The 23,557-nt window shown below is 62.0% G+C and carries 28 protein-coding genes, 1 tRNA gene and 1 pseudogene; 13 read left to right on the forward strand and 17 right to left on the reverse strand.

What is annotated here, in order from left to right; all coding sequences use genetic code 11:
• Window positions 1-133 precede the first annotated feature (133 nt).
• Window positions 134-349 carry a hypothetical protein gene (locus NKH41_RS25540; protein ID WP_352768213.1) on the forward strand — a complete coding sequence of 72 codons (216 nt, stop codon included), beginning with the start codon at window positions 134-136 and terminating at the stop codon, window positions 347-349.
• Window positions 350-486: 137 nt separating this feature from the next.
• On the opposite strand, the gene tolA is transcribed toward NKH41_RS25540, so the two are convergent.
• The 4 genes from tolA to NKH41_RS25560 form a co-directional block, all read right to left on the reverse strand.
• Window positions 487-891, reverse strand: a complete 405-nt coding sequence (gene tolA, locus NKH41_RS25545) for a cell envelope integrity protein TolA (RefSeq protein ID WP_352934542.1) — start codon at window positions 889-891, stop codon at window positions 487-489.
• A gap of 359 nt (window positions 892-1,250) precedes the next feature.
• On the reverse strand, window positions 1,251-2,117 hold the full coding sequence (locus NKH41_RS25550) for a glutathione S-transferase family protein (RefSeq protein WP_352771909.1): 867 nt from the start codon (window positions 2,115-2,117) through the stop codon (window positions 1,251-1,253).
• 27 nt (window positions 2,118-2,144) lie between these two features.
• A complete protein-coding gene (locus tag NKH41_RS25555) occupies window positions 2,145-2,726 on the reverse strand; it encodes a VOC family protein (protein ID WP_352540244.1) in 582 nt (193 codons plus the stop codon).
• A 407-nt stretch (window positions 2,727-3,133) separates the two neighbouring features.
• Complete coding sequence (locus tag NKH41_RS25560; protein ID WP_008873905.1) at window positions 3,134-3,574, reverse strand: SRPBCC family protein; 441 nt, start codon at window positions 3,572-3,574, stop codon at window positions 3,134-3,136.
• Window positions 3,575-3,689: 115 nt separating this feature from the next.
• On the opposite strand from NKH41_RS25560, the gene NKH41_RS25565 reads away from it, so the two are divergent.
• Window positions 3,690-4,757 carry an adenylate/guanylate cyclase domain-containing protein gene (locus NKH41_RS25565; protein WP_352703759.1) on the forward strand — a complete coding sequence of 356 codons (1,068 nt, stop codon included), beginning with the start codon at window positions 3,690-3,692 and terminating at the stop codon, window positions 4,755-4,757.
• Window positions 4,758-5,269: 512 nt separating this feature from the next.
• Here the strand turns inward: NKH41_RS25565 and NKH41_RS25570 are convergent.
• The 3 genes from NKH41_RS25570 to NKH41_RS25580 all read right to left on the reverse strand — a co-directional run bounded on the left by NKH41_RS25570 (window position 5,270) and on the right by NKH41_RS25580 (window position 6,222).
• A tRNA-Glu gene (locus NKH41_RS25570) sits at window positions 5,270-5,344 on the reverse strand.
• Window positions 5,345-5,434: 90 nt separating this feature from the next.
• A complete protein-coding gene (locus tag NKH41_RS25575) occupies window positions 5,435-5,842 on the reverse strand; it encodes a VOC family protein (RefSeq protein WP_352768220.1) in 408 nt (135 codons plus the stop codon).
• A complete protein-coding gene (locus NKH41_RS25580) occupies window positions 5,839-6,222 on the reverse strand; it encodes a fimbrial protein (RefSeq protein ID WP_352540246.1) in 384 nt (127 codons plus the stop codon). The genes NKH41_RS25575 and NKH41_RS25580 overlap by 4 nt, the downstream gene beginning before the upstream one ends.
• A gap of 26 nt (window positions 6,223-6,248) precedes the next feature.
• Between NKH41_RS25580 and NKH41_RS25585 the strand changes: the two genes are divergently transcribed.
• From NKH41_RS25585 to NKH41_RS25595, 3 genes are all read left to right on the forward strand, one after another.
• Window positions 6,249-7,289: an RluA family pseudouridine synthase gene (locus NKH41_RS25585; RefSeq protein ID WP_352771907.1), complete on the forward strand. Its 1,041-nt coding sequence runs from the start codon at window positions 6,249-6,251 to the stop codon at window positions 7,287-7,289.
• Between the two features lie 187 nt (window positions 7,290-7,476).
• A complete protein-coding gene (gene rpoH, locus NKH41_RS25590) occupies window positions 7,477-8,388 on the forward strand; it encodes an RNA polymerase sigma factor RpoH (protein ID WP_023678514.1) in 912 nt (303 codons plus the stop codon).
• Between the two features lie 434 nt (window positions 8,389-8,822).
• Window positions 8,823-9,335, forward strand: a complete 513-nt coding sequence (locus NKH41_RS25595; RefSeq protein ID WP_352471143.1) for a hypothetical protein — start codon at window positions 8,823-8,825, stop codon at window positions 9,333-9,335.
• 182 nt (window positions 9,336-9,517) lie between these two features.
• Here the strand turns inward: NKH41_RS25595 and NKH41_RS25600 are convergent, their stop codons facing one another.
• The 4 genes from NKH41_RS25600 to NKH41_RS25615 all read right to left on the reverse strand — a co-directional run bounded on the left by NKH41_RS25600 (window position 9,518) and on the right by NKH41_RS25615 (window position 12,015).
• The gene (locus NKH41_RS25600) at window positions 9,518-10,390 is read right to left on the reverse strand and encodes an MBL fold metallo-hydrolase (protein ID WP_352471144.1); all 873 of its coding nucleotides are present in this window, start codon (window positions 10,388-10,390) and stop codon (window positions 9,518-9,520) included.
• Between the two features lie 147 nt (window positions 10,391-10,537).
• Entirely contained in the window at window positions 10,538-11,197 is a 660-nt protein-coding gene (locus NKH41_RS25605) for a peroxiredoxin (RefSeq protein WP_023678511.1), read from the reverse strand.
• A 175-nt stretch (window positions 11,198-11,372) separates the two neighbouring features.
• A complete protein-coding gene (locus NKH41_RS25610) occupies window positions 11,373-11,738 on the reverse strand; it encodes a cell division protein ZapA (RefSeq protein WP_254816554.1) in 366 nt (121 codons plus the stop codon).
• Window positions 11,739-11,742: 4 nt separating this feature from the next.
• Window positions 11,743-12,015 (reverse strand): DUF4164 domain-containing protein, encoded by a 273-nt coding sequence (locus NKH41_RS25615; protein ID WP_006200774.1) that lies wholly within the window; start codon window positions 12,013-12,015, stop codon window positions 11,743-11,745.
• A 260-nt stretch (window positions 12,016-12,275) separates the two neighbouring features.
• Here NKH41_RS25615 and tkt point away from each other — a divergent pair, with 260 nt between their 5' ends.
• The 3 genes from tkt to NKH41_RS25630 all read left to right on the forward strand — a co-directional run bounded on the left by tkt (window position 12,276) and on the right by NKH41_RS25630 (window position 17,543).
• A complete protein-coding gene (tkt, locus tag NKH41_RS25620; RefSeq protein WP_352613495.1) occupies window positions 12,276-14,267 on the forward strand; it encodes a transketolase in 1,992 nt (663 codons plus the stop codon).
• A gap of 158 nt (window positions 14,268-14,425) precedes the next feature.
• Entirely contained in the window at window positions 14,426-15,436 is a 1,011-nt protein-coding gene (gap, locus tag NKH41_RS25625; protein ID WP_023678507.1) for a type I glyceraldehyde-3-phosphate dehydrogenase, read from the forward strand.
• A gap of 217 nt (window positions 15,437-15,653) precedes the next feature.
• The gene (locus NKH41_RS25630; protein WP_352540249.1) at window positions 15,654-17,543 is read left to right on the forward strand and encodes a potassium/proton antiporter; all 1,890 of its coding nucleotides are present in this window, start codon (window positions 15,654-15,656) and stop codon (window positions 17,541-17,543) included.
• 169 nt (window positions 17,544-17,712) lie between these two features.
• On the opposite strand, the gene NKH41_RS25635 is transcribed toward NKH41_RS25630, so the two are convergent.
• Window positions 17,713-18,630, reverse strand: a complete 918-nt coding sequence (locus NKH41_RS25635; protein WP_352457948.1) for a polyprenyl synthetase family protein — start codon at window positions 18,628-18,630, stop codon at window positions 17,713-17,715.
• Window positions 18,631-18,709: 79 nt separating this feature from the next.
• Between NKH41_RS25635 and NKH41_RS25640 the strand changes: the two genes are divergently transcribed.
• From NKH41_RS25640 to NKH41_RS25650, 3 genes are all read left to right on the forward strand, one after another.
• A complete protein-coding gene (locus tag NKH41_RS25640) occupies window positions 18,710-19,468 on the forward strand; it encodes a biosynthetic peptidoglycan transglycosylase (RefSeq protein WP_352540340.1) in 759 nt (252 codons plus the stop codon).
• Between the two features lie 139 nt (window positions 19,469-19,607).
• A complete protein-coding gene (gene rpmF, locus NKH41_RS25645) occupies window positions 19,608-19,790 on the forward strand; it encodes a 50S ribosomal protein L32 (RefSeq protein ID WP_006203806.1) in 183 nt (60 codons plus the stop codon).
• Between the two features lie 199 nt (window positions 19,791-19,989).
• On the forward strand, window positions 19,990-20,391 hold the full coding sequence (locus NKH41_RS25650) for a hypothetical protein (RefSeq protein WP_352500775.1): 402 nt from the start codon (window positions 19,990-19,992) through the stop codon (window positions 20,389-20,391).
• Here NKH41_RS25650 and NKH41_RS34225 read toward each other — a convergent pair.
• The 5 genes and pseudogenes from NKH41_RS34225 to NKH41_RS25665 form a co-directional block, all read right to left on the reverse strand.
• Window positions 20,353-20,529: a hypothetical protein gene (locus NKH41_RS34225; protein WP_502893700.1), complete on the reverse strand. Its 177-nt coding sequence runs from the start codon at window positions 20,527-20,529 to the stop codon at window positions 20,353-20,355. The two genes, NKH41_RS25650 and NKH41_RS34225, sit on opposite strands and share 39 nt — an antisense overlap.
• Complete coding sequence (locus tag NKH41_RS34230; protein ID WP_502893707.1) at window positions 20,459-20,725, reverse strand: heme-binding protein; 267 nt, start codon at window positions 20,723-20,725, stop codon at window positions 20,459-20,461. The genes NKH41_RS34225 and NKH41_RS34230 overlap by 71 nt, the downstream gene beginning before the upstream one ends.
• A 27-nt stretch (window positions 20,726-20,752) precedes the next feature.
• Window positions 20,753-20,896, reverse strand: coding sequence for a hypothetical protein (locus tag NKH41_RS34235; RefSeq protein ID WP_502906049.1), 144 nt, complete (start codon window positions 20,894-20,896; stop codon window positions 20,753-20,755).
• A gap of 19 nt (window positions 20,897-20,915) precedes the next feature.
• A complete protein-coding gene (locus NKH41_RS25660) occupies window positions 20,916-21,146 on the reverse strand; it encodes a hypothetical protein (protein ID WP_023678501.1) in 231 nt (76 codons plus the stop codon).
• Window positions 21,147-21,221: 75 nt separating this feature from the next.
• A pseudogene (locus tag NKH41_RS25665) lies at window positions 21,222-21,745 on the reverse strand (winged helix-turn-helix transcriptional regulator).
• 97 nt (window positions 21,746-21,842) lie between these two features.
• Between NKH41_RS25665 and NKH41_RS25670 the strand changes: the two are divergent.
• Together NKH41_RS25670 and NKH41_RS25675 are read left to right on the forward strand one after the other, a co-directional pair.
• Window positions 21,843-22,712: an alpha/beta fold hydrolase gene (locus tag NKH41_RS25670; RefSeq protein ID WP_352771903.1), complete on the forward strand. Its 870-nt coding sequence runs from the start codon at window positions 21,843-21,845 to the stop codon at window positions 22,710-22,712.
• A 43-nt stretch (window positions 22,713-22,755) separates the two neighbouring features.
• Entirely contained in the window at window positions 22,756-23,412 is a 657-nt protein-coding gene (locus NKH41_RS25675; protein WP_352771901.1) for a glutathione S-transferase family protein, read from the forward strand.
• The last annotated feature ends 145 nt before the right edge of the window (window positions 23,413-23,557 follow it).

Below are 23,557 nucleotides of genomic sequence, written 5' to 3' on the forward strand. Positions count from 1 at the left end.
CGGACGCCCGCCACGGCGAAGTTTGATGCGCGCGGCGGGTTCGGCATCGCGATCAATCCGGCGTTACCGGCCGGCCGTCGCTGAAACCTTAGCCCTGGGATCGGCGTTGAGCGGCCAAAGGAGGAGACCGCAAATGTCGATCCACTTCACTGTCGCGGACCTGACCAGGAATCTGTTCCATTCACTTTGGTTGGACCATGAACGCGCACCGAGGCCACTCGACCACGAGCAGAGGCTTTTGCTGGAGTGCTATCTCGCCGGCCAGATACCGGAATCGGCTTGGAGCGACTATGTCTTCGAGGTGCCGGAACTGGCGCGACATGTCGAGGCGAGACGAAGGCGCCACTAAAGCGCATCGCGGTCGACCGGGCGTCATGCGACGCGCTTAGGTTCTTGTCTAATGCATGTCGTTGTCGCAAAACCGCTGCACGCTTTTGCGCGACATGCATTAGGTCCCGAAAAGTGGAATCCGGTTGTCGGAAAAGATCAAGGCGAAGCCTTCACTCGCGGTGCAGCCTGTTCTTGTTTGGGCGAGTTGAATTGCAGAGTGAACACCTTGCCCGGGATGCCTTCAGCCAGCGCCGGTGAAAAGCTCAACGGCAGGCAATGGTCCACGGCCGCGACCGCGGCGTCGACAAAAGCTTGGCGCATCTTCTCCTCGCCGGCGACGCGGATGGCGGTCGGCTTGGGCCGGCCGATCAGCGTGCCATCGCGCCTGAAGCTGAAGCTCAGGGTGACGGTGGAATTCCCGGCATTCGCCGGAGGGGTCCAGCACGCCTGGATGGCAGCCCCGACCTCGGGCATGGTGTTGAGCGTCGCTGCATTCGATTGACCGGTTGCGCCCACCAGCATGGCGCCTGCGATCACGATCATTCCAGCAATGCTTTTCATGGCAGGGCCTCTGTCCTTGAACCGCCCTCGAGGACGGGACGAACTTCGATGGTAGGGCCGACAGCGGCGATGACAAGATGGCGGCGACGCGTTTCATCAGCCATGCAGGCGTCGTGAAACGCCGTCTGGCGCAACTTCGGCAGGGGCTGAAATAAGCAAAAGGCCGGCGCGCAGCCGACCTTTGCTTCCCATCCGCGCCAGTACATCCGTGGTCGCGGGCTGGAGGTGGATTCAGTAGAAAGGGTTTAGGTTAACGAAACCTTAAGCTCCCGACATCGTGCAAACAGGGGAGATTAAAAAAATCCCCAGTTCATTACCGGCTCCTGCAGACGTGCGGACGACCGCTATTGGCATGTGACTCAGGCGTTGGCCTGCGACCTCACATAGGCGATATAGCCGCGCACGTCGCCGGCCGGCTCGGCATAGGCCTTGCCGAGCTTCTTCTCGATCGCCGCCATATAGTCTTTTGCCCATTGGGGCAGCGCATAGTCGATGACGGCGAGGAATTCGAGCGTCGCCGCCAGACGGATGTCGGCGATCGACGGGTTCTTGCCACCGATGAACGGCTTGCCGTTCCTGAAGAAGCTGTGAAACACCTCCAGCGGCTCGGCTATCGCTTCTATAGCGGCCTTCTGGGCTTCCGACTTCTTGTCGGGATGAGCGTCGCTGTGGCCGACCTCGCCGGCATATTGCGGGAAATTCAGCACAGGATATGTGGCGCGCGCCACATAGGGGTAGAGCGTCCCGATCAGGTAGAACATGGCACTGTCGATCATTGCCCGCTTGGCCGGCGCCTTGGGATATAGTTTCTCCAGCCCGTGCTTGTTGGCGAGGTACTGCATAATGGCGCAGCTTTCCCACAAGACACCTCTCGGCAGGCCCTTGTCCTCGATCATCGGCGTAAGATGGGCCGGGTTTCGCGCCATGTATTCCGGCGAGCGCGTGAGACCCCATACGTCGGTCTCGGAATGGTCGAGCCCGGCGGCGCGTGCAAACACCCGAACGCTCATATTGTTGACGCTGGGCTTCAGCATGCTGAGCGAGAGCGCGGGCTTTTTCGCCGGTTTCGCCTTGGCCTTCGGCGCCAGCTTCTTGGCGGAGACCTTGGCCGCCGGCTTTGCCACTTTCGCCGCTGACTTGGCGGCGGCTTTGGCCGCCGGCTTCGCTCCTGGCCTGGCTGCCTTGGCGGCGGGCTTCGTGGCACTCTTGGTTGCTGTCTTCGCCATTGTATCCTCCCTTTGTTCGGCGTGTCGTCAGTATGGATTTTTCGGTGCGCGATCCTCCGACAAGGTCGTGCGCGAGCGCTCGACAAGCGCCTGGATCGCATCGGCAAGGTGCACTTCGGCGATGTTGTAGTCGCCGCGCGCGACGCGGATCTTGTGCGCCTGCATCAGCACGTCGGCATGGGTGAAGCCCGCCGGCGGTTCGAAACGGTAGGAGGCGAGTTCGATCAGCAGGCCGAGCGGATCCTCGAAATAGATCGAGTCCATGAAGCCGCGATCCTTGACGCCGCTGTGCTTGATGGCGCGCTCGTCGAGCCGGGCAACCGCCTGCAGAAAGGTGACGCGCGACACCGCGAAAGCGATATGATGGACGCAGCCGGTGTCGGTCGGCGTGCGCCGCTTGACCGGCGTGCGGCTTTCGTCGGTGAAGACGGTGATCAGCCGGCCGTCGCCCGGATCGAAATAGAGATGGCTTTCGCTCGCCTTATCGAGATTGGGCTGCTCGAAGATGAAAGGCATGCCAAGCACGCCCTCCCAGAAATCGATGGAAGTCTGGCGCCCGGCCCCGACCAGCGTGATGTGATGAACACCTTGCGATTGCAGCTTTTGCATCTGACTCCTCCCGGCCACGCCGTCTTGCCGCCGAACGGAAGTTCGGATGCCCAGTCGCGCTTGGCATGTGACCGCGCCCGGCCTCGCTCGCCTGCGCTCCGCATTCCGCATCCTGCAGGAGTGCGGCCGGAGCTTTGATGAACGGATGCTAATTCAATCCGAGGCGTTGCGCCAGAAGCGCTGAGTTTCAAGAACTCCACGCAGGCGCCAAGAGCGGCACCGAGATCGCGGACGCCTTCGCCGAGCTCGCTGAAACGACCCGTCGCCGGCAGCTGTAATGGTGCGGCGGCCCGCAGGTCGCTGGGTTTCCCGAGCGGCCGGTTTGGCGACGGCAGGTCAAAGGGGGCCTCGTTGACGCATGCCGCGCCTGGTTCGGATTACGGGCATCCGCGGCCCTTAGATGAAAATCACATATTCTTCATCGGCACGTCGGGATCGACATGTCCCCCATCGGCAGTGATCTTGAGCCTTGAGAGGTAGTGCTCCCATCCCCTTCGGTGGCTGTCACGCTCCTTTGCGTTCGGCAGTCCGCTGTGCGTGAAGCGGATCAGTGTCCCCGCATCCCTCGCGATCAGGTCGATCTCGACATGACTGGAGCCGGGCGGCACGGTCTCGTTGTCTTCCCAGCCAAAACTGTAGGCAAGACGGTGGACCGGGATCACCTCGGTGAACTCACCGCGCGCCATATGGCGACCACCGACATTGACGAGGAACAGACCGCCCGGCGTTGCATCCAAATTCGCTTCGGTCCCGATCCATCGCACAATCTGGTCCGGATCCGTCAAAAGCGCGAACACGGTCGCTTGTGGCGCCGCGACCTCAATCTCTGTGTAAACCGATTCCGCCATCGCTCACTCCAGGTCACATCCGCAGCGAATACCTGCATGATTGAAGCGAATGTGGGGAGTTGCAAGAAGATGTTCGAGGCGTAAGCATAAGCCGGTGCTGAGTGACCTTCTACCCATGCTTCTCGCAAAGTCGCTTTCATTCCTTCTGGACGACGCCGCGCATATTGGCGACGGTGGGCGACTTCTATTGCAGCTCTCAACGCATTTGATTGAAGACGGCTTGCCGATCATCGCCGGCGCGCTGGCGCAGGATGCTCCCGACCCGATTATCTCACGCCGCATCTGGCTCTGGCGAGCGCCTGGGGGTGAAGTGGTCGAGGCTTTGGGGATAGGCGCCGACCGCCAGAATGCCGATCCCCGGCTCGTGCTGCGGGAGTGGCTTGGCACGACGCGGGCGATCGTGTTCGACGAGCGAGCGGGCGGTGTCGCACCGACTTTGGTGTGGGCGTTCGATCATACTCCGGATGAGGCGCAGTCAGAGCTGCTGCGGCAAATCTCCCGGTTTGCTGCGGCTCCGATGACCGCACTCGCAGAACGGTCCGCGAAACGCGCATTGCTCGAGGCATATTTGGGAAAGCGCAGTGCAGCACATGTGCTCAACGGTCATTCTCGTCGAGTAAAGGGAGAGACGATACGGGCTGCGCTTCTGTGCGCGGACCTTCGAGGTTTCACCGATCTATCCGAGGTTCATGATGCAGACGAGATCGTATTGGTACTTGATGCCTGGTTCGATTGCGTCGCCGGCGCGGTGCACGCATTTGGTGGTGAGGTTCTCAAGTTTATAGGTGATGGCGTCCTCGCGATTTTCCCGATTGGCGAGCGCGATGCAAATGCCGCATGTGACGCGGCGGTACGCGCCGTGAAGGCCACGCGCGCCGGGATAGATCATCTCAACCAAACTCGGCGCCGCAATGGCGGCCCTGAGCTCGGATATGGCATTGGCCTGCATGTCGGCGAGATACTCTGGGGGAATATCGGCACTGCCGGCAGGTTGGACTTCACCGCGATCGGCAAGGCTGTAAATCTTGTCAGCCGCATCGAGGGGCTGTGCAAGCCGTTGGGACGGACGGTGCTCGCGTCGACAGTGTTCGAGGCAGAAACTACCGAGCGGATGATCGCCATGGGCAGTCATCCGCTCGGAGGAATAGCAGGCGCGCAAACACTTTTCGGCTTGCCGGAATAGATCGAATGGTTGAGCCCGCCGTGGATGTGTCGTTCGCAGCATATCTTGGTATCGTGCGAAGCCATGACTGAGAGAAATTCGAACGGCAAAGAAGCTACGATACTGCAACTGGAGTATGGCGCGTTTAGAGCCCAGCCATGTGCGTCGCGCGCAGCTTTCGCTGGCCGGTGCTAAGGGCCTTCCCGGCATCCACCCTTCGAGGGAGAGGCGCCTTCGCCGAGCTCGCCAAAACGATCCGCCGCCGGCAGCTGTAGCTCAGGTCGGCTCCAGGCAGTGCCGACCAGCGTGATGGACGCCTTGCGATTGTAGTTTCTGTATCTGGCTCCTCCCCGCGTGGCATCGACTGCCCTGTTCAGCGCGACGTTCTGCGCGCCGCTAACGCTGTGCCTCAAGACCCACGATGCAATGCTAATGCAATCGGCTCCGCTGCGCCAGAAGCGGCAATGAGCCAAACCCGCCGCGACCCAAGGCGATGGATCGGATTGATGGTTTGCCGAGAGCTGGGAGAGACTTGGTACGCCCAAGGGGAATCGAACCCCTGTTCCCGCCGTGAGAGGGCGGTGTCCTGACCGCTAGACGATGGGCGCGTTCAAGAACCGGCGATATAGGCTGACGGCTGGCAAAAAGCAACTAGGCTTAAGGCTGCCGATCGCGCCGGTGAAGTATCCGCTGCAAGCCTAGCGTTTTGGCTCGATCAGGTCCCAGAGATTTCCATAGAGATCTGCGAAAACCGCCACAGTGCCATAGGTCTCGTGCCGGGGCGCCTCACGGAACTCAACGCCCTTTTCGAGCATCAGCGCATAGTCGCGGGCAAAATCGTCGGTTTCGAGGAACAAAAAGACCCGGCCGCCGGTCTGGCTGCCGATGGCGTGCCTTTGCGCATCGCCGGATGCCTCGGCGAGAAGCAGGCGCGCACCCTGCCCGTTGCGCGGCGTGATCGTGACCCAGCGTTTGCCGCCGCCGAGATCGACATCTTCGGTGAGGACAAAACCCAGCTGGTCGACATACCACGAGATCGCCTCGTCATAATTTGCGACGACAAGCGCGACCGTGGCAATGCTGCGGTGTTCGGCAAAACCGGTCATTTGTTCCTGATCGAAAAATGGCCAACGATGCGGCGCTCGGTGATGTCATAGACGAAGATGGCGCGGCTGCCGTCGGGCAGCTCTGCGTCGATCGACAGGTGATTGCCGGACAGCGATTGGCTGATCACCCTGGCGCCGACCGGCAGCACGATGTCGCCGTTGACCGTCTCGCCGATCGGCACCTGGATGTCGCTGCTTAGCGGAGGGGCGGCAGGCGGCGCGTTGCGCGCTTTGTAGACAAGTGCCGCGATCACCACCATAAGGGCGAGGAACAGCAGGCCGAGATTGATGGCGACGAAGCGGACGAGCTTCCTCCGCACCTTTTCGACCTCGGGGTCGAGCGGCTTTTCCTCGTCTTCGTCGGCAAGCGGCCGGGCCATGGCAGCAGATTCCGGAACTGTTTTCGATGAGCGCTCATAACGAAGTGGTCAGACAATTAATAGGGGCCGGACCGATCGTCCTGGAGGCGGGCGCTGATGCGGCCGGCCAGCGGCTCGACCAATGGCTGGCGGCCAGGCTCGGCCCCGACATGTCGCGCAGCCGGGTACAGATGCTGATAAAGCAGGGCGCCGTCAGGATCGGCGGCAAGCCAGCCAGCGAAACGAAGCGCAAGATGGCGCAAGGTGACAGCGTGTCGGTTGATATGCCGGAGCCGGAACCAGCGGCGCCGCAAGGCGAAGATATTGCGCTGGACGTCCTCTACGAGGACAGCGAGCTGATCGTCATCAACAAGCCGGCCGGGCTGGTCGTGCATCCCGGCGCCGGCAACTGGACCGGCACGCTGGTCAACGCGCTGATCCATCATTGCGGCGACAGCCTGTCTGGCATCGGCGGGGTGAGACGGCCGGGCATCGTCCATCGCCTCGACAAGGAGACCAGCGGCGTCATGGTCGTCGCCAAGACCGATCGCGCCCACAAGGCGTTGTCGGAGGCCTTTGCCGACCACGGCCTGACCGGCGATCTCGAGCGGGCCTATCTGGCGTTGGTCTGGGGCATACCGGCAAGGCCGACCGGGACGGTCGACGCGCCGCTCGGCCGCGCCGCCGACCGGGTACGCCGCGCCGTGGTGCCGCAAGGCCGCGACGATGCCCGCCACGCCGTCACGCATTTCATCGTCGTTGAGCGCTTTGGCGAGCAGCAGCAGGAATTCGCCACGGCGAGCCTGGTCGAATGCCGGCTGGAAACCGGTCGCACTCACCAGATACGCGTCCACATGGCCCATATCGGCCATCCGGTGATTGGCGACCCCGAATACGGCCAGGCTTTCCGCACCAAGGCCAATCGGTTGCCCGAGCCGCTAAGAAGCAAGGTAAAGGCGTTTCCGCGACAAGCTTTGCACGCCCGCCTCCTTGCATTTCGGCATCCCGATACCCATCTAACGATGAGGTTCGAAGCACCGATACCGTGGGAGATGGAGGAACTCGTCGACGGCTTCCGCAAGCTCTGAACCAACCACCTGAAAACCTGACCGGCGTTGTTCACTTCAACGTGACACACTGTTTCGTGTTGAACAAATGCCTGTCTTTCTGGTTTTGTTCCTATATATGTCGGTTGGCGCGAATGTGCCTTTGGCATTCGCGCCACATGCCCGCCGCGTTTCGGGGGCATCACTCCAATAGAGAGGGGGCGCTATCATGGCCCAGTCATTACCCAGTATCGTTTCCGGCGAAGGCGGTCTCAGCCGCTACCTGGAAGAAATCCGCCGCTTTCCGATGCTTCAGCCGCAGGAAGAGTACATGCTCGCCAAGCGCTATGCCGAGCATGAGGACACCACAGCTGCGCACAAGCTCGTCACCAGCCACCTTCGGCTCGTCGCCAAGATCGCCATGGGCTATCGCGGCTATGGCCTGCCGATCGGCGAGGTGATCTCGGAAGGCAATGTCGGCCTGATGCAGGCCGTCAAGAAATTCGAACCGGAGCGCGGCTTCCGTCTGGCCACCTATGCGATGTGGTGGATCAAGGCCTCGATCCAGGAATACATCCTGCGCTCGTGGAGCCTGGTCAAGATGGGCACCACCGCCAACCAGAAGCGCCTGTTCTTCAACCTGCGCAAGGTGAAGGGCAAGATCCAGGCGCTCGACGAAGGCGATTTGAAGCCCGATCAGATCACCGAGATTGCCACCCGGCTGAACGTCTCGGAAGCGGAAGTCGTGTCGATGAACCGCCGCCTGTCGGGCGACGCCTCGCTCAATGCGCCCATCCGGGCCAGTGAAGGCGAGTCCGGCGAATGGCAGGACTGGCTGGTCGACGACCACGAAAGCCAGGAAGAGATGCTGATCGAGCAGGACGAGCTGGAAAACCGGCGCGGCATGCTGTCGGGCGCTCTTGCCGTGCTCAACGACCGCGAACGCCGCATCTTCGAGGCGCGCCGCCTCGCCGATGAGCCGTTGACGCTTGAAGAGCTGTCGGCCGAGTTCGATATCAGCCGCGAGCGCGTGCGCCAGATCGAGGTGCGCGCCTTCGAGAAGGTGCAGGACGCGGTCAAGGCCGCAGCCAAGCGCCAGACGCAGGCGCTGCGCACCATCGAGGCGCAGCCGGCGGCGTAAGGCCTTCCGGTAGAAACAAATAACGGCGGCGTCAGGTAACTGGCGCCGCCGTTTTTTTCTAAAGCGCGTCGCGTTCGGGCCGGCCTTGTGCGGCGCGCTTTAGATTCTTGTTTTTATGCATGTCGTTATCGCAAAACCGCTGCACACTTTTGCGCGACATGCATTAGCGGGTTGCCGGTTCCGCGGCGCCTTCGCGGATGTCCGATCCGTCGCCCTAACTGCTCAGTAGCCTTGCCAGGCGTCCCCAGACGATCTCATTGATAGCGGCATTGTCGCAATTTTCCCCAAGCCCTGAAAACCGCAAGGCTGCAAGCTGTGGCGGCAATGTTGCGGCGCCGACCGCGGCATTCCACAACCCGGCGCTTGCGGCAGGCGGGCGCGACAACGGTCCGTCGGGCAGTTGAGTTCGTCTATTGGAAACGAAAGGCAGTGTGATGATGACGATTTCTCCGTTTCTGGCCGCCCTCGGATCCGACGGTCCGCCAGCCGATCGAGCGAAAGACATGGCCCTGTATGGATGGCTAATTGGAAGCTGGGAGATGGACTCGGTCCACTACCTCGACGACGGCACAATCCAGAAATGGGATGGCGAATGCCATTTTGGCTGGGTGCTCGAAGGCCGCGCGATTCAGGACGTTTGGATCAGGCCCAAGCGCCCTGCTCCGTCCGCGATGTATGGCACAACCTTGCGCATCTTCGACCCTGGGATCGATGGCTGGCATATCATATGGAACGACCCGCTCAACCGGGATCACTCGCGCCAGATCGGGCGGGCCGAGGGTAAGGACATTGTCCAGCTCGGCAATGACTCGCGCGGTCTGCAAACTCGATGGCGTTTCACCGAGATCACTGCCACCAGCTTCCATTGGATCGGCGAGGAAAGATCTTCCGAGAGCGATCCTTGGCAAATCACGTATGAACATTTAGCCCGCCGAACAAAACCCTGACGCTCGACTGGCTGGCGTCTGCGCTGCTCCTCATCCGGCTGCCGCCACCGTCGTCCCGCATAGACCTATCGGATTCAAACATCGCAAAAATCGAATCAGGATCAATAGCTTGGATGACCATCGCAGAACGATGAGGGCGGCGCCGAGTCTGAATGGCATTGTAGTGCCAGCGACCCATCCTCTCACAGGCAATCGAGCGGAAACTTCAGATAGCGCTGCCCGTTGGATTCCGGTTCCGGCAGGCGTCCGCCATTCATATTGACCTGCAGCGCGTGCAGGATCAGCCGCGGCATCGGCAACGTCCTGTCGCGGGCTTGGCGGAGCGCGACGAAGTCGGCTTCCGTCTTGCAGCCGGCAACATGGATGTTGCCGGCTTTCTGCTCCGCGACCGTGCTTTCCCACCGCGCTTCGCGACCGCCCGGCTGGTAGTCGTGACCGACGAACAGACGTGTCTCGTCCGGCAGCGCCAGGATGTCCTCGATCGAACGCCAGAGCCGCTCGGCACTGCCGCCCGGAAAGTCTGTCCTTGCGGTGCCGCTGTCCGGCATGAACAGCGTGTCGTGGATGAAGGCGGCGTCGCCAATGACGTAAGTGATCGAGGCCAGTGTGTGGCCCGGCGAGAACAGCACTCTTGCCGCAATGCCGCCGACCGAAAAAGTTGCGCCGTTGGCGAACAGCCTGTCCCATTGCGAACCGTCGGCGGGGAATTCCGGCCAGTTGTAGATCACCTTCCACAATTTCTGGACGTCGATGACCTTCTCGCCGATTGCCGTCGGCGCTCCGGTTCTCCCCCTCAGATAATGGGCGGCGGAGAAATGATCCGCATGCGGATGCGTGTCGAGGATCCACTCGACCTCCAGCCCGCTTTCCCTGACGAAGTCGAGCAGGGCGTCGGCGTTTTTCGTTGCCGTTGCACCGGACCTTTCGTCGAAGTCGAGCACCGGATCGATGATGGCGCATTTGCGGGTCGCCATGTCGGCGACCACATACTGGACGGACCCGCTCGGCTTGTCATAGAAGCCGGTGACCTGCGACCTGGCCGATAATGCGTCCAATCCAGCCTCCTTCGCCCCTCACCACGGCAGGAAGGATTTTCTCTGCCACGGCAAATTAAAGGCATGGTTGTCCGTCAACCAGGCATCAAGCACCCCATGCTCACACGGCCAGGAAAACCGAAAACTCTCTGTGCCGCCTCTGCCTGCTCAGGCGGAAGGCTGCTTGGTTTTCCTGAGATATGGCAGGATCGTCTCATAGGCGCCGAAGCGCTTGATGGCATCCTCATTCGAGACGGCAGCGGTGATGATGACGTCCTCGCCCTGCTTCCAGTTCGCCGGCGTCGCCACCTGGTGCTTGGCGGTCAGCTGCATGGAATCGATGGCGCGCAGGATTTCGTCGAAGTTGCGGCCCGTCGTCATCGGGTAGGTGAGAACCAGCTTGATCTTCTTGTCGGGCCCGATGACGTAAACCGAACGCACCGTGGCATTGTCGGCGGGCGTGCGGCCTTCCGAGCTCTCGCCGGCACCCGCCGGCAGCATCTCGTAAAGCTTGGCGACCTTGAGATCCTTGTCGCCGATCAGCGGGTAGTTCACCGAATGACCGGTCGCGGTCTTGATGTCGTTCTGCCACTTTTCATGGCTTTGGACGGGATCGACCGAGATGCCGATGATCTTGACGTTGCGCTTCCTGAACTCGCCTTCGAGCCCGGCCATTGTGCCGAGTTCGGTCGTGCAAACCGGCGTAAAGTTCTTCGGATGGCTGAACAATACCGCCCAGCCGTCGCCGATCCATTCATGGAAGCTGATCGGTCCTTGCGTGGTCTCAGCGGTGAAGTCCGGTGCGATATCGTTGATGCGAAGGCTCATGACGTGTCCCTTACCCTGTGCGTGCAGATCGCAGCCGGCGTTGCCCGGCGCTGCTTTTGCCTTTCTATCACTCCGGCGTCATCCTTCAAACGCCTGTTGCGCCGGCATCAAGGCCGGCGGCGAAATATTTTCATTGCTTCTCGGCAAATGCAGCAGGAATTTTCGCTGCGCTGGTTCAGGCCTTGTTCACTGCCAGCGTCGTCGCCAGGTCTTCCATGCGCTGGGCCAGTGCGCCGAGCGCCCCGGTCAGCACGGAATCGTTCTTGTCGGCCTTGGTCAGTGCGTCGTCGCGCGTCTTGCGCAGCGTCAGCACTTCGCTTTCCATGCCCTTGACCCGCTTCTGCAGTTCCGAAAGCTCGTCCATGACCATGATGCCGGCCATCACGGTCAGCCGCTGGTCGCCGATCTCGCCAAAAGAATCCTTCAGATGCGAGACATAGCGGTCGAAGCGCTCGGCAAGATCGATCAGATGCTCTTCCTGGCCCTCGTCGCAGGCCATCCGATACTGCTTGCCGTCGATGGAAACCGTGACTTGTGCCATTGGCCTACCTGTCCAGTACCGCGCGGATGGTTTCCATGGCTGTCACCAGCCTTCGCGACACTTCCTTGTTGGCATCTTCCAGCCGTTCGGCGCGAGCCTCGGAATTGTCGAGCTCCTGCGCCAGCCGCGAGCGGTCGGCGTTCATCCGCTGCACTTCGGCCTCGGCTTCCGAATAGTCCCGCTCGTGCTCGAGCTTGGCCGCGACGGCGTTTTCCAGCCCTTCGATGGCCTTACCCAGCCTGGCAATGACTTCCTTGAGGGTCGTTTCCCCGGTCATGGCTTTCGTCCTGCGCCCTGCCCATCACCGAATCATCCACGTTCAGAACGCGTTATCCCTGAAACATTACGCGTCGTGTGAACCGCACGTCAATAAAGCTGTCGCGACTGTCCCCTGCTAACGCTAATGTAAGTCGCGCACGGCCATCACAAGACCGGCAAAAGCACACCGATTTGTTGACTAAAAGGCCGCGCCTGCTATGTGTCGCGCACCCTTTTCAAGGGCTTTCCCAAGGCCCAAACCCCCATTTTGGAGGAAGCATGACCTCGCGCGAACAACATGACCGGATGGCCAATGCGATCCGTTTTCTCGCCATGGACGCCGTCGAGAAAGCAAATTCCGGCCACCCCGGACTGCCCATGGGCTGCGCCGACATCGCCACGGTGCTGTTCACCCGCTTCCTCAAATACGATCCGAAAAACCCGCATTGGCCGGACCGCGACCGCTTTATCCTGTCGGCCGGCCACGGATCGATGCTGCTTTACTCGCTGCTCTATCTGACCGGCTACGAAGACATCACCATCGACCAGATCAAGCAGTTCCGCCAATTGGGGTCGAGGACGGCGGGCCACCCGGAATACGGCCACGCCGCGGGCATTGAGACGACGACCGGCCCACTCGGCCAGGGCCTTGCCAATTCGGTCGGCTTCGCGCTCGGCGAGCGCATCATGAATGCCGCTTTCGGCAAAGATCTCGTCGACCACTACACCTATGTGCTGGCCGGCGACGGCTGCCTGATGGAAGGCGTATCCCAGGAAGCCATCGCGCTTGCCGGGCATCTGAAGCTGAACAAGCTGATCGTCTTCTGGGACAACAACAACATCTCGATCGATGGCCCGGTGTCGCTCGCCGATAACACCGATCAGGTCGCCCGCTTCCAGGCGTCCGGCTGGAATGCCAGCCATATCGACGGCCAGGACCCGGAAGCGATCGCCTATGCCATCGAAGCGGCCCGCCACTCCGACAAGCCGACGATGATCGCCTGCAAGACGACCATCGGCTTCGGCGCGCCGACCAAGGCCGGCACCAACAAGGCGCATGGCTCGCCGCTCGGCGCCGAGGAAATCGCTGGCGCCAGAAAATTCTTCGGCTGGGATTATCCGCCCTTCGAGGTTCCGGCCGATATCCTCGACGCATGGCGTACCGCCGGGCGGACAGGCGTCAAGGCGCGCACCGACTGGGAAAGCCGCCTTGCCAAGGCTGATGCCAAATTGCGCAGCGAGTTCGAACGCCGCATCAGTGGCACGCTGCCGGCCAACTTCGACGCCGTCATTGGCGATTACAAGAAGAAGCTCGCCGCCGACAAGCCGAAGGTCGCCACCCGTAAGTCATCGGAAATGGCGCTGGAGGTCATCAACGGCGCCGTGCCCGAAACCATCGGCGGCTCAGCCGATTTGACCGGCTCCAACAACACCAAGACCAGCCAGACCAAGAACATCACCGCCGACGATTACGGCCAGCGCTACGTTCATTACGGCGTTCGCGAGCACGGCATGGCGGCCGCGCTCAACGGGCTGACATTGCATGGCGGCATTATCGCCTATGGCGGCACTTTCATGTGCTTTTCCGATTATGCCCGTCCGGCGATGCGGCTTGCTTCGCTGATGGGCATCCGCTCGATCTTCGTCATGACCCATGATTCCATCGGCCTTGGCGAAGACGGCCCGACCCATCAGCCGGTCGAGCATCTGGCAGCACTTCGCGCCATTCCGAACCACAATGTCTTCCGCCCAGCCGACGCGGTGGAAACCGCGGAATGCTGGCAGTTGGCCATTGAGTCGGAAAAGACGCCTTCGACATTGGCGCTGACCCGGCAGAACCTGCCGACGGTACGCAACGACTTCGTTGCGGAAAACCTCTCCAGCCGCGGCGCCTATGAACTTGCCGCCGCCAGTGGCGAGGCGGCGGTGACGATCTTCGCGTCGGGCTCCGAGGTCGAGATCGCGCTGGCCGCCCGCGAGGCCTTGGAAAAGCACGGCCACGCGACCCGCGTCGTCTCGGTGCCGTGTTTCGAATTATTCGACAAGCAGAGCGCCGACTATCGCAGCAGGACGATCGGCAATGCGCCGCTCAAGATTGCCATCGAAGCCGGCATCCGTCAGGGCTGGGATCACTTCATCGGCACCGACGGCATCTTTGTCGGCATGACCGGCTTCGGCGCCTCCGGCACCATCGAACAGCTCTACCCGCATTTCGGCATCACAGCCGAGGCAACGGTGAAGGCGGCGGAAGCCCGTCTGCATGGCAAATGAAAGTGAGCCCCGCCCGGCAAAGGCTGGCATAGCGGTTTTGCCGGGCGGTGGAGCACTAATCGATTTAAATCCACGCCTCGGCGGCTGGATTCTTTGCCCGTCCGCCGTTATGAAGCTGCGGACTTGATCTTCGGCCTCCAACTCCCAGGGAGAGAACAATGACCGTCAGAGTTGCCATCAACGGATTCGGCCGCATCGGCCGCAACATCCTGCGCGCCATCCATGAATCCGGCCGCAAGGATATCGACGTCGTCGCGGTCAACGATCTCGGCCCGGTCGAGACCAACGCGCATCTGCTGCGCTTCGACAGCGTGCATGGCCGCTTTCCGCATGAGGTGACGGTTGACGGCGACCAGATCATCGTCGGCAAGGAAAAATTCAAGGTCACCGCGATCAAGGATCCGACGCAACTGCCCTGGAAGGAGCTTGGCATCGACATCGCGCTCGAATGCACCGGTATCTTCACCGCCCGCGACAAGGCCGTCGCCCATCTGACCGCCGGTGCCAAGCGCGTTCTCGTCTCCGCTCCGGCGGAGGGCGCCGATCTCACCGTCGTCTATGGTATCAATCACGACAAGCTGACCAAGGACCACATCGTCATCTCAAACGCCTCCTGCACCACCAACTGCCTGGCGCCGCTGGCGGCCGTGCTGAATGAGGCGGTCGGCATCGAGAAGGGCATGATGACGACGATCCATTCCTACACCGGCGACCAGCCGACGCTGGACACCATGCACAAGGACCTCTACCGCGCCCGCGCCGCCGCGCTGTCGCAGATTCCGACCTCGACCGGTGCTGCCAAGGCCATCGGCCTGGTACTGCCCGAACTCAAGGGCAAGCTCGACGGCATCTCCATCCGCGTGCCGACCCCGAACGTCTCGCTCGTCGATTTCAAGTTTATCGCCAAGCGGCCGACCACCGTCCAGGAGATCAATGACGCGGTGATCGCCGCCTCGAACGGCAAGCTGAAGGGCATCCTCGCCGTTACCCGTCACCCCAATGTTTCGATCGACTTCAACCATGATCCGCATTCCTCGATCGTGGCGCTCGACCAGACCAAGGTGATGGACGGCAACTTCGTTTCGGTGCTGTCGTGGTACGACAATGAGTGGGGCTTTTCCAACCGCATGGGCGATACCGCCGTCGCCTTCGGCAAGACCATCGCCTGATCGCAGAGCCAGCTTCTCGACTTGGAGACGCCCGGCTCAGTCCGGGCGTTTTTCATTGCAGCACGAACCGCCGAGGCACGCTCCGCTGCTCGGGGGTGCCAAAACTTTCGACGATCGGCAGCGTGGGGCAAAAAGCCACGCTGCTGCCTTGCAGCGGCCATGTCTTCGCCCCACTCTCCCGTGATGCCGTAGCATATCGACTAGGGGCGACCAACGAATGGAGCATGGTATCTATCTTGTGACGCTCGTTGGCGCAGCACTTGTCGTTGCCGCCGCGTTTTCAAGCCTGATCGCCTTCCGTTTCGGCGCCCCTCTCCTGCTGCTGTTTCTCTGCATCGGCCTCGCCACCGGAACCGACGGTCTCGGCATCCATTTCGACAATGCCCGAGTTGCTTATTTTGCCGGCTCATTGGCGCTGGCGGTCATCCTTTTCGATTCCGGCTTCGGCACGCCGCTCAACGCCTTGCGGCAGGCGGCCGGGCCGGCGCTGTCGCTGGCCACATTCGGCGTCCTTTTGACCACCGGGCTCTTCGGCGCCGCCGCCTATTATCTGCTCGACCTGACCTGGCTGGAATCCTTCCTGCTCGGTGCCGCCGTCGCCTCGACCGACGCCGCGGCGGTGTTCTTCCTGCTGCGCGCCGGCGAGATCAATTTGCGCGAGCGCGTGCGGTCCACGCTCGAGGTGGAATCCGGCACAAATGACCCGATCGCCATCTTCCTGACCATCACGCTGGTCGAGGTCATCGCCGGCAATACCCACCCCGAGGCCAAGGTGCTGGTCACCGATCTTGCCGTCGGCTTCCTTGTCAACATGGGGCTCGGCGCGGTCATCGGCATTCTCGGCGGCATGGCCATTGTGCGCCTTGTCGATCGCCTCAATCTCGATCACGGCCTGCTGCCGATCTTCGTGCTGACGCTGTCGCTTATGGTGTTCGCTGCCGCCGGTGCCGTCGGCGGCTCCGGCTTCCTGGCGGTCTATCTCGCAGGCCTGATTGCCGGCAATTCCGATATCCGGGCCGTGACCATCCTCAAGCGCTTCCAGGACGGCATGTCGTGGCTGGCGCAGATCATCATGTTCCTGATCCTCGGCCTGTTCGCGACGCCTTCACAATTTCCGGCGATCCTGGTGCCGGCAGTGCTGCTCGGCCTGTTCCTGGTATTTGTGGCACGGCCAATCGCCGTCTGGCTCTGCCTGGTGCCGTTCCGTCTGCCACGCCCGGAAGTCGCCTTCGTCTCGTGGGTTGGCCTGCGCGGTGCCGTGTCGATCCTGCTTGCCATCACGCCGCTGCTCGGCGGTCTTGAGAACGGCCGCCTCATCTTCAACACTGCCTTCATCATCGTGCTGGTCTCGCTGATCATCCAGGGATGGACCGTCGGGCCGCTGGCGCGCCGTCTCGGCCTTATCGTGCCGGCCCGCCTGGGACCGCTCGACAAGGTCGAATTGGAACTGCCGGGCTCCGCCCATCATGAGCTTCTCGCCTACCGCGTGTCACCTGGCAGCCCGGTGGCGCGCGGCGAACGCATTCCGCGCTGGGCGCGGCCGTCGCTGGTGCTGCGCGACGGACGCTCGATGCGCTTCCAGGATATGGGCCGGCTCGCGGCCGGCGACCATGTCTACATCTTCGTGCCGGACCGCTATCCGCGCCTGCTCGACAAGCTGTTCGCCAGCCGTGCCGTGGTCGATCCCGAGGACGCGGATTTCTTCGGCGCCTTCGCCGTCGATCCGTCACGCCCCGCCGAGGAACTGGAAACCGCCTACGCGCCGGGCCTGACCGAAGCGGAACGCAAGCTCAGCATTGGCGACCTGGTCACTACGCGGCTCGGCGGCCACGCCGAATATGCCGACCGCGTGCTGCTCGGTCCAATCGAGCTGATCGTCCGCGACGTCGACGACAAGGGCAGGATCACCGGCCTTGGCCTGTCCTTTGAGCCGACCGCGCCGGTGGCGCGCGTTCCGGTGTTTCTCAGCGCCGGCGAAATCCGCGACCGCATCGCCGCCTTCATCCGCAACCGGCGCAAGCCGGCCGAGGCGCGGGCGGTCGAGGCGGCGGCCGAGATGGAACCGGTTCCGCAGCCCGTGGTGGAAAAGACAACTGGCGAAGGCTGACCGCTGTCCACCCGAGCCGCGGAACCCTGCCGCGAGGCTGAAGAATGGCTCGGCAACTGGTGTGGCGGGTCCATGTGGTCCGACATCGCCGGAAATGATCCCGATCGGCCGGTTGCGAGGACGTTCGGCCGATCAGTCGCCAATTCTCCGGCGCGCCATAGGGGCGCGCTTAATTGTTGCGGGCCGCTACGAACTGCGCCGCTTGTTTCAGAAGCGCAGCTTGCTCGCCAAAAGGTTCGAGCAACGCATGAGCCTGGTCAACGAGGCCATGGAGCTGGCCCCGCGCCCAGTCCGGTCCGTGCAGCGCGACCAGCGTCGCCTTGCCGGCCGCGGCATCCTTGCCGGTCGCCTTGCCCATCTGATGCGCGTCGGCGGTCAGGTCGAGCAGATCGTCGGCAAGCTGAAAGGCAAGCCCGATCGCCGAGCCGAACTCGGCCAGCCTTTCGCGGTCGCCCGACGGCGCGCCGGCAAGGATAGCGCCCGCTTCGCAGGCAAAGCGGATCAGCGCACCGGTTTTCATCGCCTGAAGCCGGATGATGCCGGCCTCGTCCGGCCGGCTTTGTTCGGCTTCGAGATCGAGCATCTGGCCGCCGACCATGCTTCCCGCCCCGGCGGCGCGGGCCAGTGCCAGCACCAGCGTTGCCCTGCGCTCGGCCGGCAGCATTGTCGCCTCGTCGGCAAGGATGTCGAAGGCAAGTGTCAGCAAGGCGTCGCCCGCAAGAATGGCGGTCGCCTCATCGAAAGCCCTGTGCACGGTCGGCTGGCCGCGGCGCAAATCGTCGTCGTCCATGGCCGGCAGATCGTCATGGATGAGCGAATAGCAGTGCACGCATTCGAGCGCCGCCGCGACGCGCAGCGCCGCCTCGCCGTCGGCTGAAAACAGTGCAGCACTTTCCATGACCAGGAAGGGACGCAGTCGTTTGCCGCCGTTCAGCACGCCATGTCGCATTGCCGCCATCAGGCGTTCGGGCCGCGCGACCTCGCCCGAAAGCGTCCGTCCGTCGAGCAACCGCCTCAGCAGCGCCTCGAGCGGAACTGCCCGGGCAATAAGTGCAGCTTCGAACGCCATTTGGTCGTCTTTCGTCATGGTCGGGAGCGGTAGCCGACACTCAGACATTGCGCAAGAAGCCGAGCGCCATTATGCCGGGGGCAGGGAGTAGCGCGGACTGGGTGGCTTGGCGGAACCGATCGTCGATCACGAAACCGAAGGGTTGGACATGGCGAGACCGAGACGCGGCAGCCGCATCGGTCTTCAACGCTGGGTCCGGCGCGGCATTGCCGTCGCCGTCGTGCTGGCGCTGGTGCCGGTGGTGCTGACCTTCCTGTATCTGCCGTCATTCGTGCATCCGGTGTCGACATTGATGCTGAAGGACCTGGCGACGTTTTCCGGCTACGATCGGCGCTGGGTTTCCATCGACGATGTCGCGCCGGTGCTGGCATATTCGGTCATCATGTCGGAGGACGGGCAATTCTGTTTCCATCGCGGCGTCGATCTGGGCGAGTTGCGCGGCGTCGTCGACGATGCGCTCGCCGGCGAGATGACACGTGGCGCCTCGACCATCACCATGCAGACGGTAAAGAATCTTTATCTATGGTCGCGGCCGTTGGGCTCGGTCCGGAAGGTCGTGGAACTGCCGCTGGCCGTCTATTTCGATGCGGTGCTGTCGAAACGGCGGATCATGGAGATCTACCTCAACATCGCCGAATGGGGACCAGGCATCTACGGCATCGAGGCCGCCGCCCAGCATCATTTCGGCGTCTCGGCAAAACAGCTGTCGCGCCGGCAGGCAGCGCTGCTTGCCGTCACCTTGCCGAATCCGATCGTGCGCAATCCGGCGAAGCCCGGGCCGGGACTGAGACGGCTTGCCGCGTTGATCGAACGGCGCGCCGGCCGCGCCGGCGCCTATGTCGGTTGCCTGCGATAGTGTCAAAAAAAAACACGGCGACGCTGGCCAAAACGCCGTCGGGCGTGTATAGGCACCCGACTTTCTCAGATTCCGGCCCCTGATGTGGCCCTTTCACGAGGGCCGCCGGGGCGTTTTGACCATGTAGTGGAGCATATCCATGGCCGTTCCGAAACGAAAAACCTCTCCGTCGAAGCGCGGCATGCGCCGTTCTGCCGACGCACTGAAGGCCCCGACCTATGTCGAGGACAAGAACTCCGGCGAGATGCGCCGTCCGCACCATATCGACCTGAAGACCGGCATGTATCGCGGTCGCCAGGTTCTGGAGCCTAAGGAAAGCTGAGAGAGCTTTCGACGGTTTATGGGTTGCGAAACGACCGGCCATTGGCCGGTCTTTTTGCGTTTGCGACAACTGATCGTATCAGCCGGGCCTGACATTGTTGTTTCACGCCGTCTTTGTCCGTGTTTATCGGCCGTACGAAAATTCTTGACGGCGAACGCCGGGCGCACTCTACAAAGATCAGTCCAACCGGAGCCGCCACATGTTCGGTGCCATCCCGCTGCTGATCGTGCCTTTCATCCTCTACAATCTCGGGCTTCTGGGAATATTCGGCAGCGGCGACGATCCGTGGGCCACCGAAATGTTTTCGGTCCGGATGATGTCGGGTGGCGTGTTCTCGATGACCCTCGGCGACCTCATCGTGCTGATCGCACTGATCTTCTTGTTCGTCGAAGTGGTGAAGTCGACGCGCACGACAAGTGCCTCGATCATGGACCATCTTTTGTCGACCTTCGTCTTTGTGGCCTATCTGGTCGAGTTCCTGCTGGTGAAGGGCGCCGCCCATTCCGTCTTCTTCACACTGATGGTCATAGCGCTGATCGACGTGCTGGCCGGCTTTTCGGTGTCAATGCGGTCGGCCACCCGCGACATCAATATGAATTAAGGATCCCGGCTCAGCCCGGGTCAGCGGTGAAGCCAGCCGCCTCGAGCCGGCGATGGCTGCCGTTTCATCATTGTCGAACGTGTCGCCGGAAATACCGATGGCGCCGATGATCGTGCCGGCGTTGTCGCGGATCAGCACGCCGCGCGCGCGCGCCCGACACGTCGGAGCCGCCGGCGATCAGATGCGGGCGCTCCTTGGCGAAAGCTTCCACCCGGCGCGGGCCCATGCCGATAGCGAGCGCGCCATAGGCCTTGCCGGCCGACATTTGCGGACGCAGGAACGAGGCGCCGTCCTGACGCTGGAACGCGACCAGATGGGCGCCGGCGTCGAGCACCGAGACGCCAAGCGGCCTGAGCTTGAGCTAGGCACCCTTGGCAAAGGCGGCGGCGTTGATTTCAAGGGCTTTGTCGAGCGTCAGTGCGGTCATGGCCGTCTCCTGAACGCGCCAGTTATCAGCCGTCAGAACAGACTCCGAGTGAACTGTTTCGCGTGCGGAAGGAAGCATGGATTCTGGGAGCGCCGGCCTATTTCTTCTTGGCCCGAGGCTTCTTCACCGGGGCCGGAGGCGCATTGGCCAGGTCTTCCGCTTCCTTGGCGAGGCGCAGCGCCCGCAGCTTGTTGGTCTTGGCTTGGCGAGCGTCGCTCTCGGCGACATATTCCGCCATCGCCTTCTGGCGAACCGTGGCTGCCTCTTCCTGTTTCTTGAAACGCAAATCGGCCCGCGCACGGGCAGTGTCCTTAGAGTTCTCGACCAAGAGCGTTATCCAATCCGTAAATTATCTTCAGTCCCTTGATAGCAGAGCCAGCCCGCAATTGGGAAAATAAGTTGGTCATGGCGCCGGATCGCAGCCAACTCGCTCCGCCTTGCGGGCGACTACCGCATCGTATCCGGCCTGCAAAGTCGCGCGGACGGTGGGTCCAGATGGGCGGGAGACGCACCCAGATGCTCGTGGCGCAACTCGTTCATGAACTTATCCCACATCGGCGGGCCGCCTTTTTCCAGAAGCTCGGCACGGATAGAGAGCTCTTCGCTGACCGGCAGCCAGACGCGGCCCCAGGCGCCGAGATGCGCCAGGATCGGCACCAGCGTAATCGCCATTTCGGTCAGGCTGTAGATCGCCTTTTGCTTGTGGGAGGGATCGTCCGCCTTGGTCAGCATGCCGAGCTCCATCAGCCGCTTCAGCCGGTCGGCGAGGATGTTGGAGGCGATGCCCTCCATCGAGCCGTTGAGCAGTTCGCGAAAGTGGCGTCTGCCGCCGAAGATGATGTCGCGAAGGATGATCAGGCTCCACCGGTCACCGAACACTTCGAGCGACAGGTTGATGGGGCATCCGGACCGACGATCGATGTTCATGCGAATCTCCAAAAACCGGTTGCATTATCGTATCGGTTTTAATATCGTGCAACTGATTGCAAAATGCAATCGGATTGGAAGCCCAAGGAGGAAAGCCATGAAAAACGCCGAACACCCCGAAATCGCATCCCAGACGTTCGGCGATCCGGCCCATCCGGCGGTGTTGTTGATCATGGGCGCGATGGCTTCCATGCTTTGGTGGCCCGAAGCGTTTTGCCGGAAGCTGGCCGGCGAGGGTCGCTTCGTGATCCGCTATGACAATCGCGATACCGGCCGTTCGACCAAATACGCGCCGGGCGAGCCGCCTTATACATTCGACGACATGGTGGACGATGCCGTCCGCGTCCTTGACGACCATGGACTCCGAAAGGCGCACGTGGTCGGCATGTCGATGGGCGGCATGATCGCGCAGCTCGTTGCGTTGAAATACCCGTCGCGTGTCACTTCGCTGACGGTGATCAGCAGCTCGCCCTTGGGCATCGATACGTCGCATTTGCCCGGAACCACCGAGGCCTATAGGAAACATTCGGCCGAAGGCGCGAAGGTCGACTGGTCTGACCGTGGCCAAGCGGTCGATTTCATGGTCAAGGACGCGCATGCGCTCACCGGTGCGGCGCACTCTTTCGACGAGCAGCGAACACGGGCTTTCGTCGAACAGGATTATGACCGGTCCGGCGGTTTTCTAAGTGCGACCAATCATTTCATGCTCAAGAGTGGCGAAGATGGGAGCGGCGAGCACTGGACGGGTCGGCTGCGCAAGATGAAAATCCCGCTCCTCGTTATCCACGGCACCGACGATCCCATCTTTCCAGTCGAGCATGGCGCCGCTCTTGCCGACGCGGTCGCCGGTGCAAGGCTGCTCCGGATCGAGGGCGGCGGCCACGAGCTGCATCCCGACGACTGGGCCGCGATCATCGATGCCATCGTCACCCACAGCCGGGCCACGTACCAGCGGGCCGAACCTTGACACCGGATGCCCGCGAGACGAAGCACCAAAGATAGGAGCAAAAATGTCCCTGATTATGCACCTTCATCCACTGGCCTCCTTCTGCTGGAAGCCGCTGATCGCGCTCTATGAGAACGGCACGCCATTCACATCCGTCGTTGTCGATCTCGGCAATGAACAATCGCGCGCGGCGTTTCTGAAATTGTGGCCGCTCGGCAAGATGCCGGTGCTGCGCGATGAAGCGCTTGACCGGACCGTGCCGGAATCGACGATCGTCATCGAATATCTCAACGCGTATTATCCTGGGCCGGTCGAACTGATCCCCGCCGATCTCGATCTCGCTCGCCAGACCCGGCTCGCCGACCGCTTCTATGACTTCTACGTCCAGGAACCGATGCAGAAGATCGTTGGCGACCGGCTGCGGCCGGAGGGCAAGACCGATCCGTTCGGCGTCGAGCAGGCCCGCGCCCAGCTGCGCAGCTCCTACGCCATCATTGAACAGGACATGCGGTCGAGGACATGGACGGTGGGTGCGAGCTTCACCATGGCCGACTGCGCTGCCGCCCCCGCGCTGTTCTACGCCAACAAGGTCGAGCCGTTCGGAGACGAATATCCTGCGGTCAGGCGCTATCACGACCGGTTGCTGCAACGCCCCTCGGTTGCCCGTGTGATCGAGGAAGCGCAGCCGTATTTCAAGCTCTTCCCCTACAACAATGGCTAGAGTGGTTCATCGTTCACGGAAACGCCGAACCGCTCTATCTCTTTGTTTTTGCGCAATTCCGGACGGAAAGCCGTTCACACTTCCTGGAATTGCTTGTCTTATGACTTTCGCTGCCGAATGGGTCAGAAAGGAACGCTGAGAGAGG

It is taken from the genome of Mesorhizobium sp. M1169 (genome assembly GCF_040318345.1).
Lineage (GTDB): Bacteria > Pseudomonadota > Alphaproteobacteria > Rhizobiales > Rhizobiaceae > Mesorhizobium.

Excerpts from the sequence above, each read along its gene's own strand:
- rpmF (WP_006203806.1), top strand. The coding sequence starts at position 19,608 with ATGGCCGTTCCGAAACGAAAAACCTCTCCGTCGAAGCGCGGCATGCGC.
- NKH41_RS25575 (WP_352768220.1), bottom strand. The coding sequence starts at position 5,842 with ATGACCGGTTTTGCCGAACACCGCAGCATTGCCACGGTCGCGCTTGTC.
- NKH41_RS25675 (WP_352771901.1), top strand. The coding sequence starts at position 22,756 with ATGTCCCTGATTATGCACCTTCATCCACTGGCCTCCTTCTGCTGGAAG.
- NKH41_RS25670 (WP_352771903.1), top strand. The coding sequence starts at position 21,843 with ATGAAAAACGCCGAACACCCCGAAATCGCATCCCAGACGTTCGGCGAT.
- tkt (WP_352613495.1), top strand. The coding sequence starts at position 12,276 with ATGACCTCGCGCGAACAACATGACCGGATGGCCAATGCGATCCGTTTT.
- NKH41_RS25615 (WP_006200774.1), bottom strand. The coding sequence starts at position 12,015 with ATGACCGGGGAAACGACCCTCAAGGAAGTCATTGCCAGGCTGGGTAAG.
- NKH41_RS25650 (WP_352500775.1), top strand. The coding sequence starts at position 19,990 with ATGTTCGGTGCCATCCCGCTGCTGATCGTGCCTTTCATCCTCTACAAT.
- NKH41_RS25560 (WP_008873905.1), bottom strand. The coding sequence starts at position 3,574 with ATGGCGGAATCGGTTTACACAGAGATTGAGGTCGCGGCGCCACAAGCG.
- gap (WP_023678507.1), top strand. The coding sequence starts at position 14,426 with ATGACCGTCAGAGTTGCCATCAACGGATTCGGCCGCATCGGCCGCAAC.
- NKH41_RS25565 (WP_352703759.1), top strand. The coding sequence starts at position 3,690 with ATGCTTCTCGCAAAGTCGCTTTCATTCCTTCTGGACGACGCCGCGCAT.
- NKH41_RS25610 (WP_254816554.1), bottom strand. The coding sequence starts at position 11,738 with ATGGCACAAGTCACGGTTTCCATCGACGGCAAGCAGTATCGGATGGCC.
- NKH41_RS25630 (WP_352540249.1), top strand. The coding sequence starts at position 15,654 with ATGGAGCATGGTATCTATCTTGTGACGCTCGTTGGCGCAGCACTTGTC.
- rpoH (WP_023678514.1), top strand. The coding sequence starts at position 7,477 with ATGGCCCAGTCATTACCCAGTATCGTTTCCGGCGAAGGCGGTCTCAGC.
- NKH41_RS25550 (WP_352771909.1), bottom strand. The coding sequence starts at position 2,117 with ATGGCGAAGACAGCAACCAAGAGTGCCACGAAGCCCGCCGCCAAGGCA.
- NKH41_RS34235 (WP_502906049.1), bottom strand. The coding sequence starts at position 20,896 with ATGCTTCCTTCCGCACGCGAAACAGTTCACTCGGAGTCTGTTCTGACG.
- NKH41_RS25585 (WP_352771907.1), top strand. The coding sequence starts at position 6,249 with ATGAGCGCTCATAACGAAGTGGTCAGACAATTAATAGGGGCCGGACCG.
- NKH41_RS25540 (WP_352768213.1), top strand. The coding sequence starts at position 134 with ATGTCGATCCACTTCACTGTCGCGGACCTGACCAGGAATCTGTTCCAT.
- NKH41_RS25580 (WP_352540246.1), bottom strand. The coding sequence starts at position 6,222 with ATGGCCCGGCCGCTTGCCGACGAAGACGAGGAAAAGCCGCTCGACCCC.
- tolA (WP_352934542.1), bottom strand. The coding sequence starts at position 891 with ATGAAAAGCATTGCTGGAATGATCGTGATCGCAGGCGCCATGCTGGTG.
- NKH41_RS25605 (WP_023678511.1), bottom strand. The coding sequence starts at position 11,197 with ATGAGCCTTCGCATCAACGATATCGCACCGGACTTCACCGCTGAGACC.
- NKH41_RS25595 (WP_352471143.1), top strand. The coding sequence starts at position 8,823 with ATGATGACGATTTCTCCGTTTCTGGCCGCCCTCGGATCCGACGGTCCG.
- NKH41_RS25555 (WP_352540244.1), bottom strand. The coding sequence starts at position 2,726 with ATGCAAAAGCTGCAATCGCAAGGTGTTCATCACATCACGCTGGTCGGG.
- NKH41_RS25635 (WP_352457948.1), bottom strand. The coding sequence starts at position 18,630 with ATGACGAAAGACGACCAAATGGCGTTCGAAGCTGCACTTATTGCCCGG.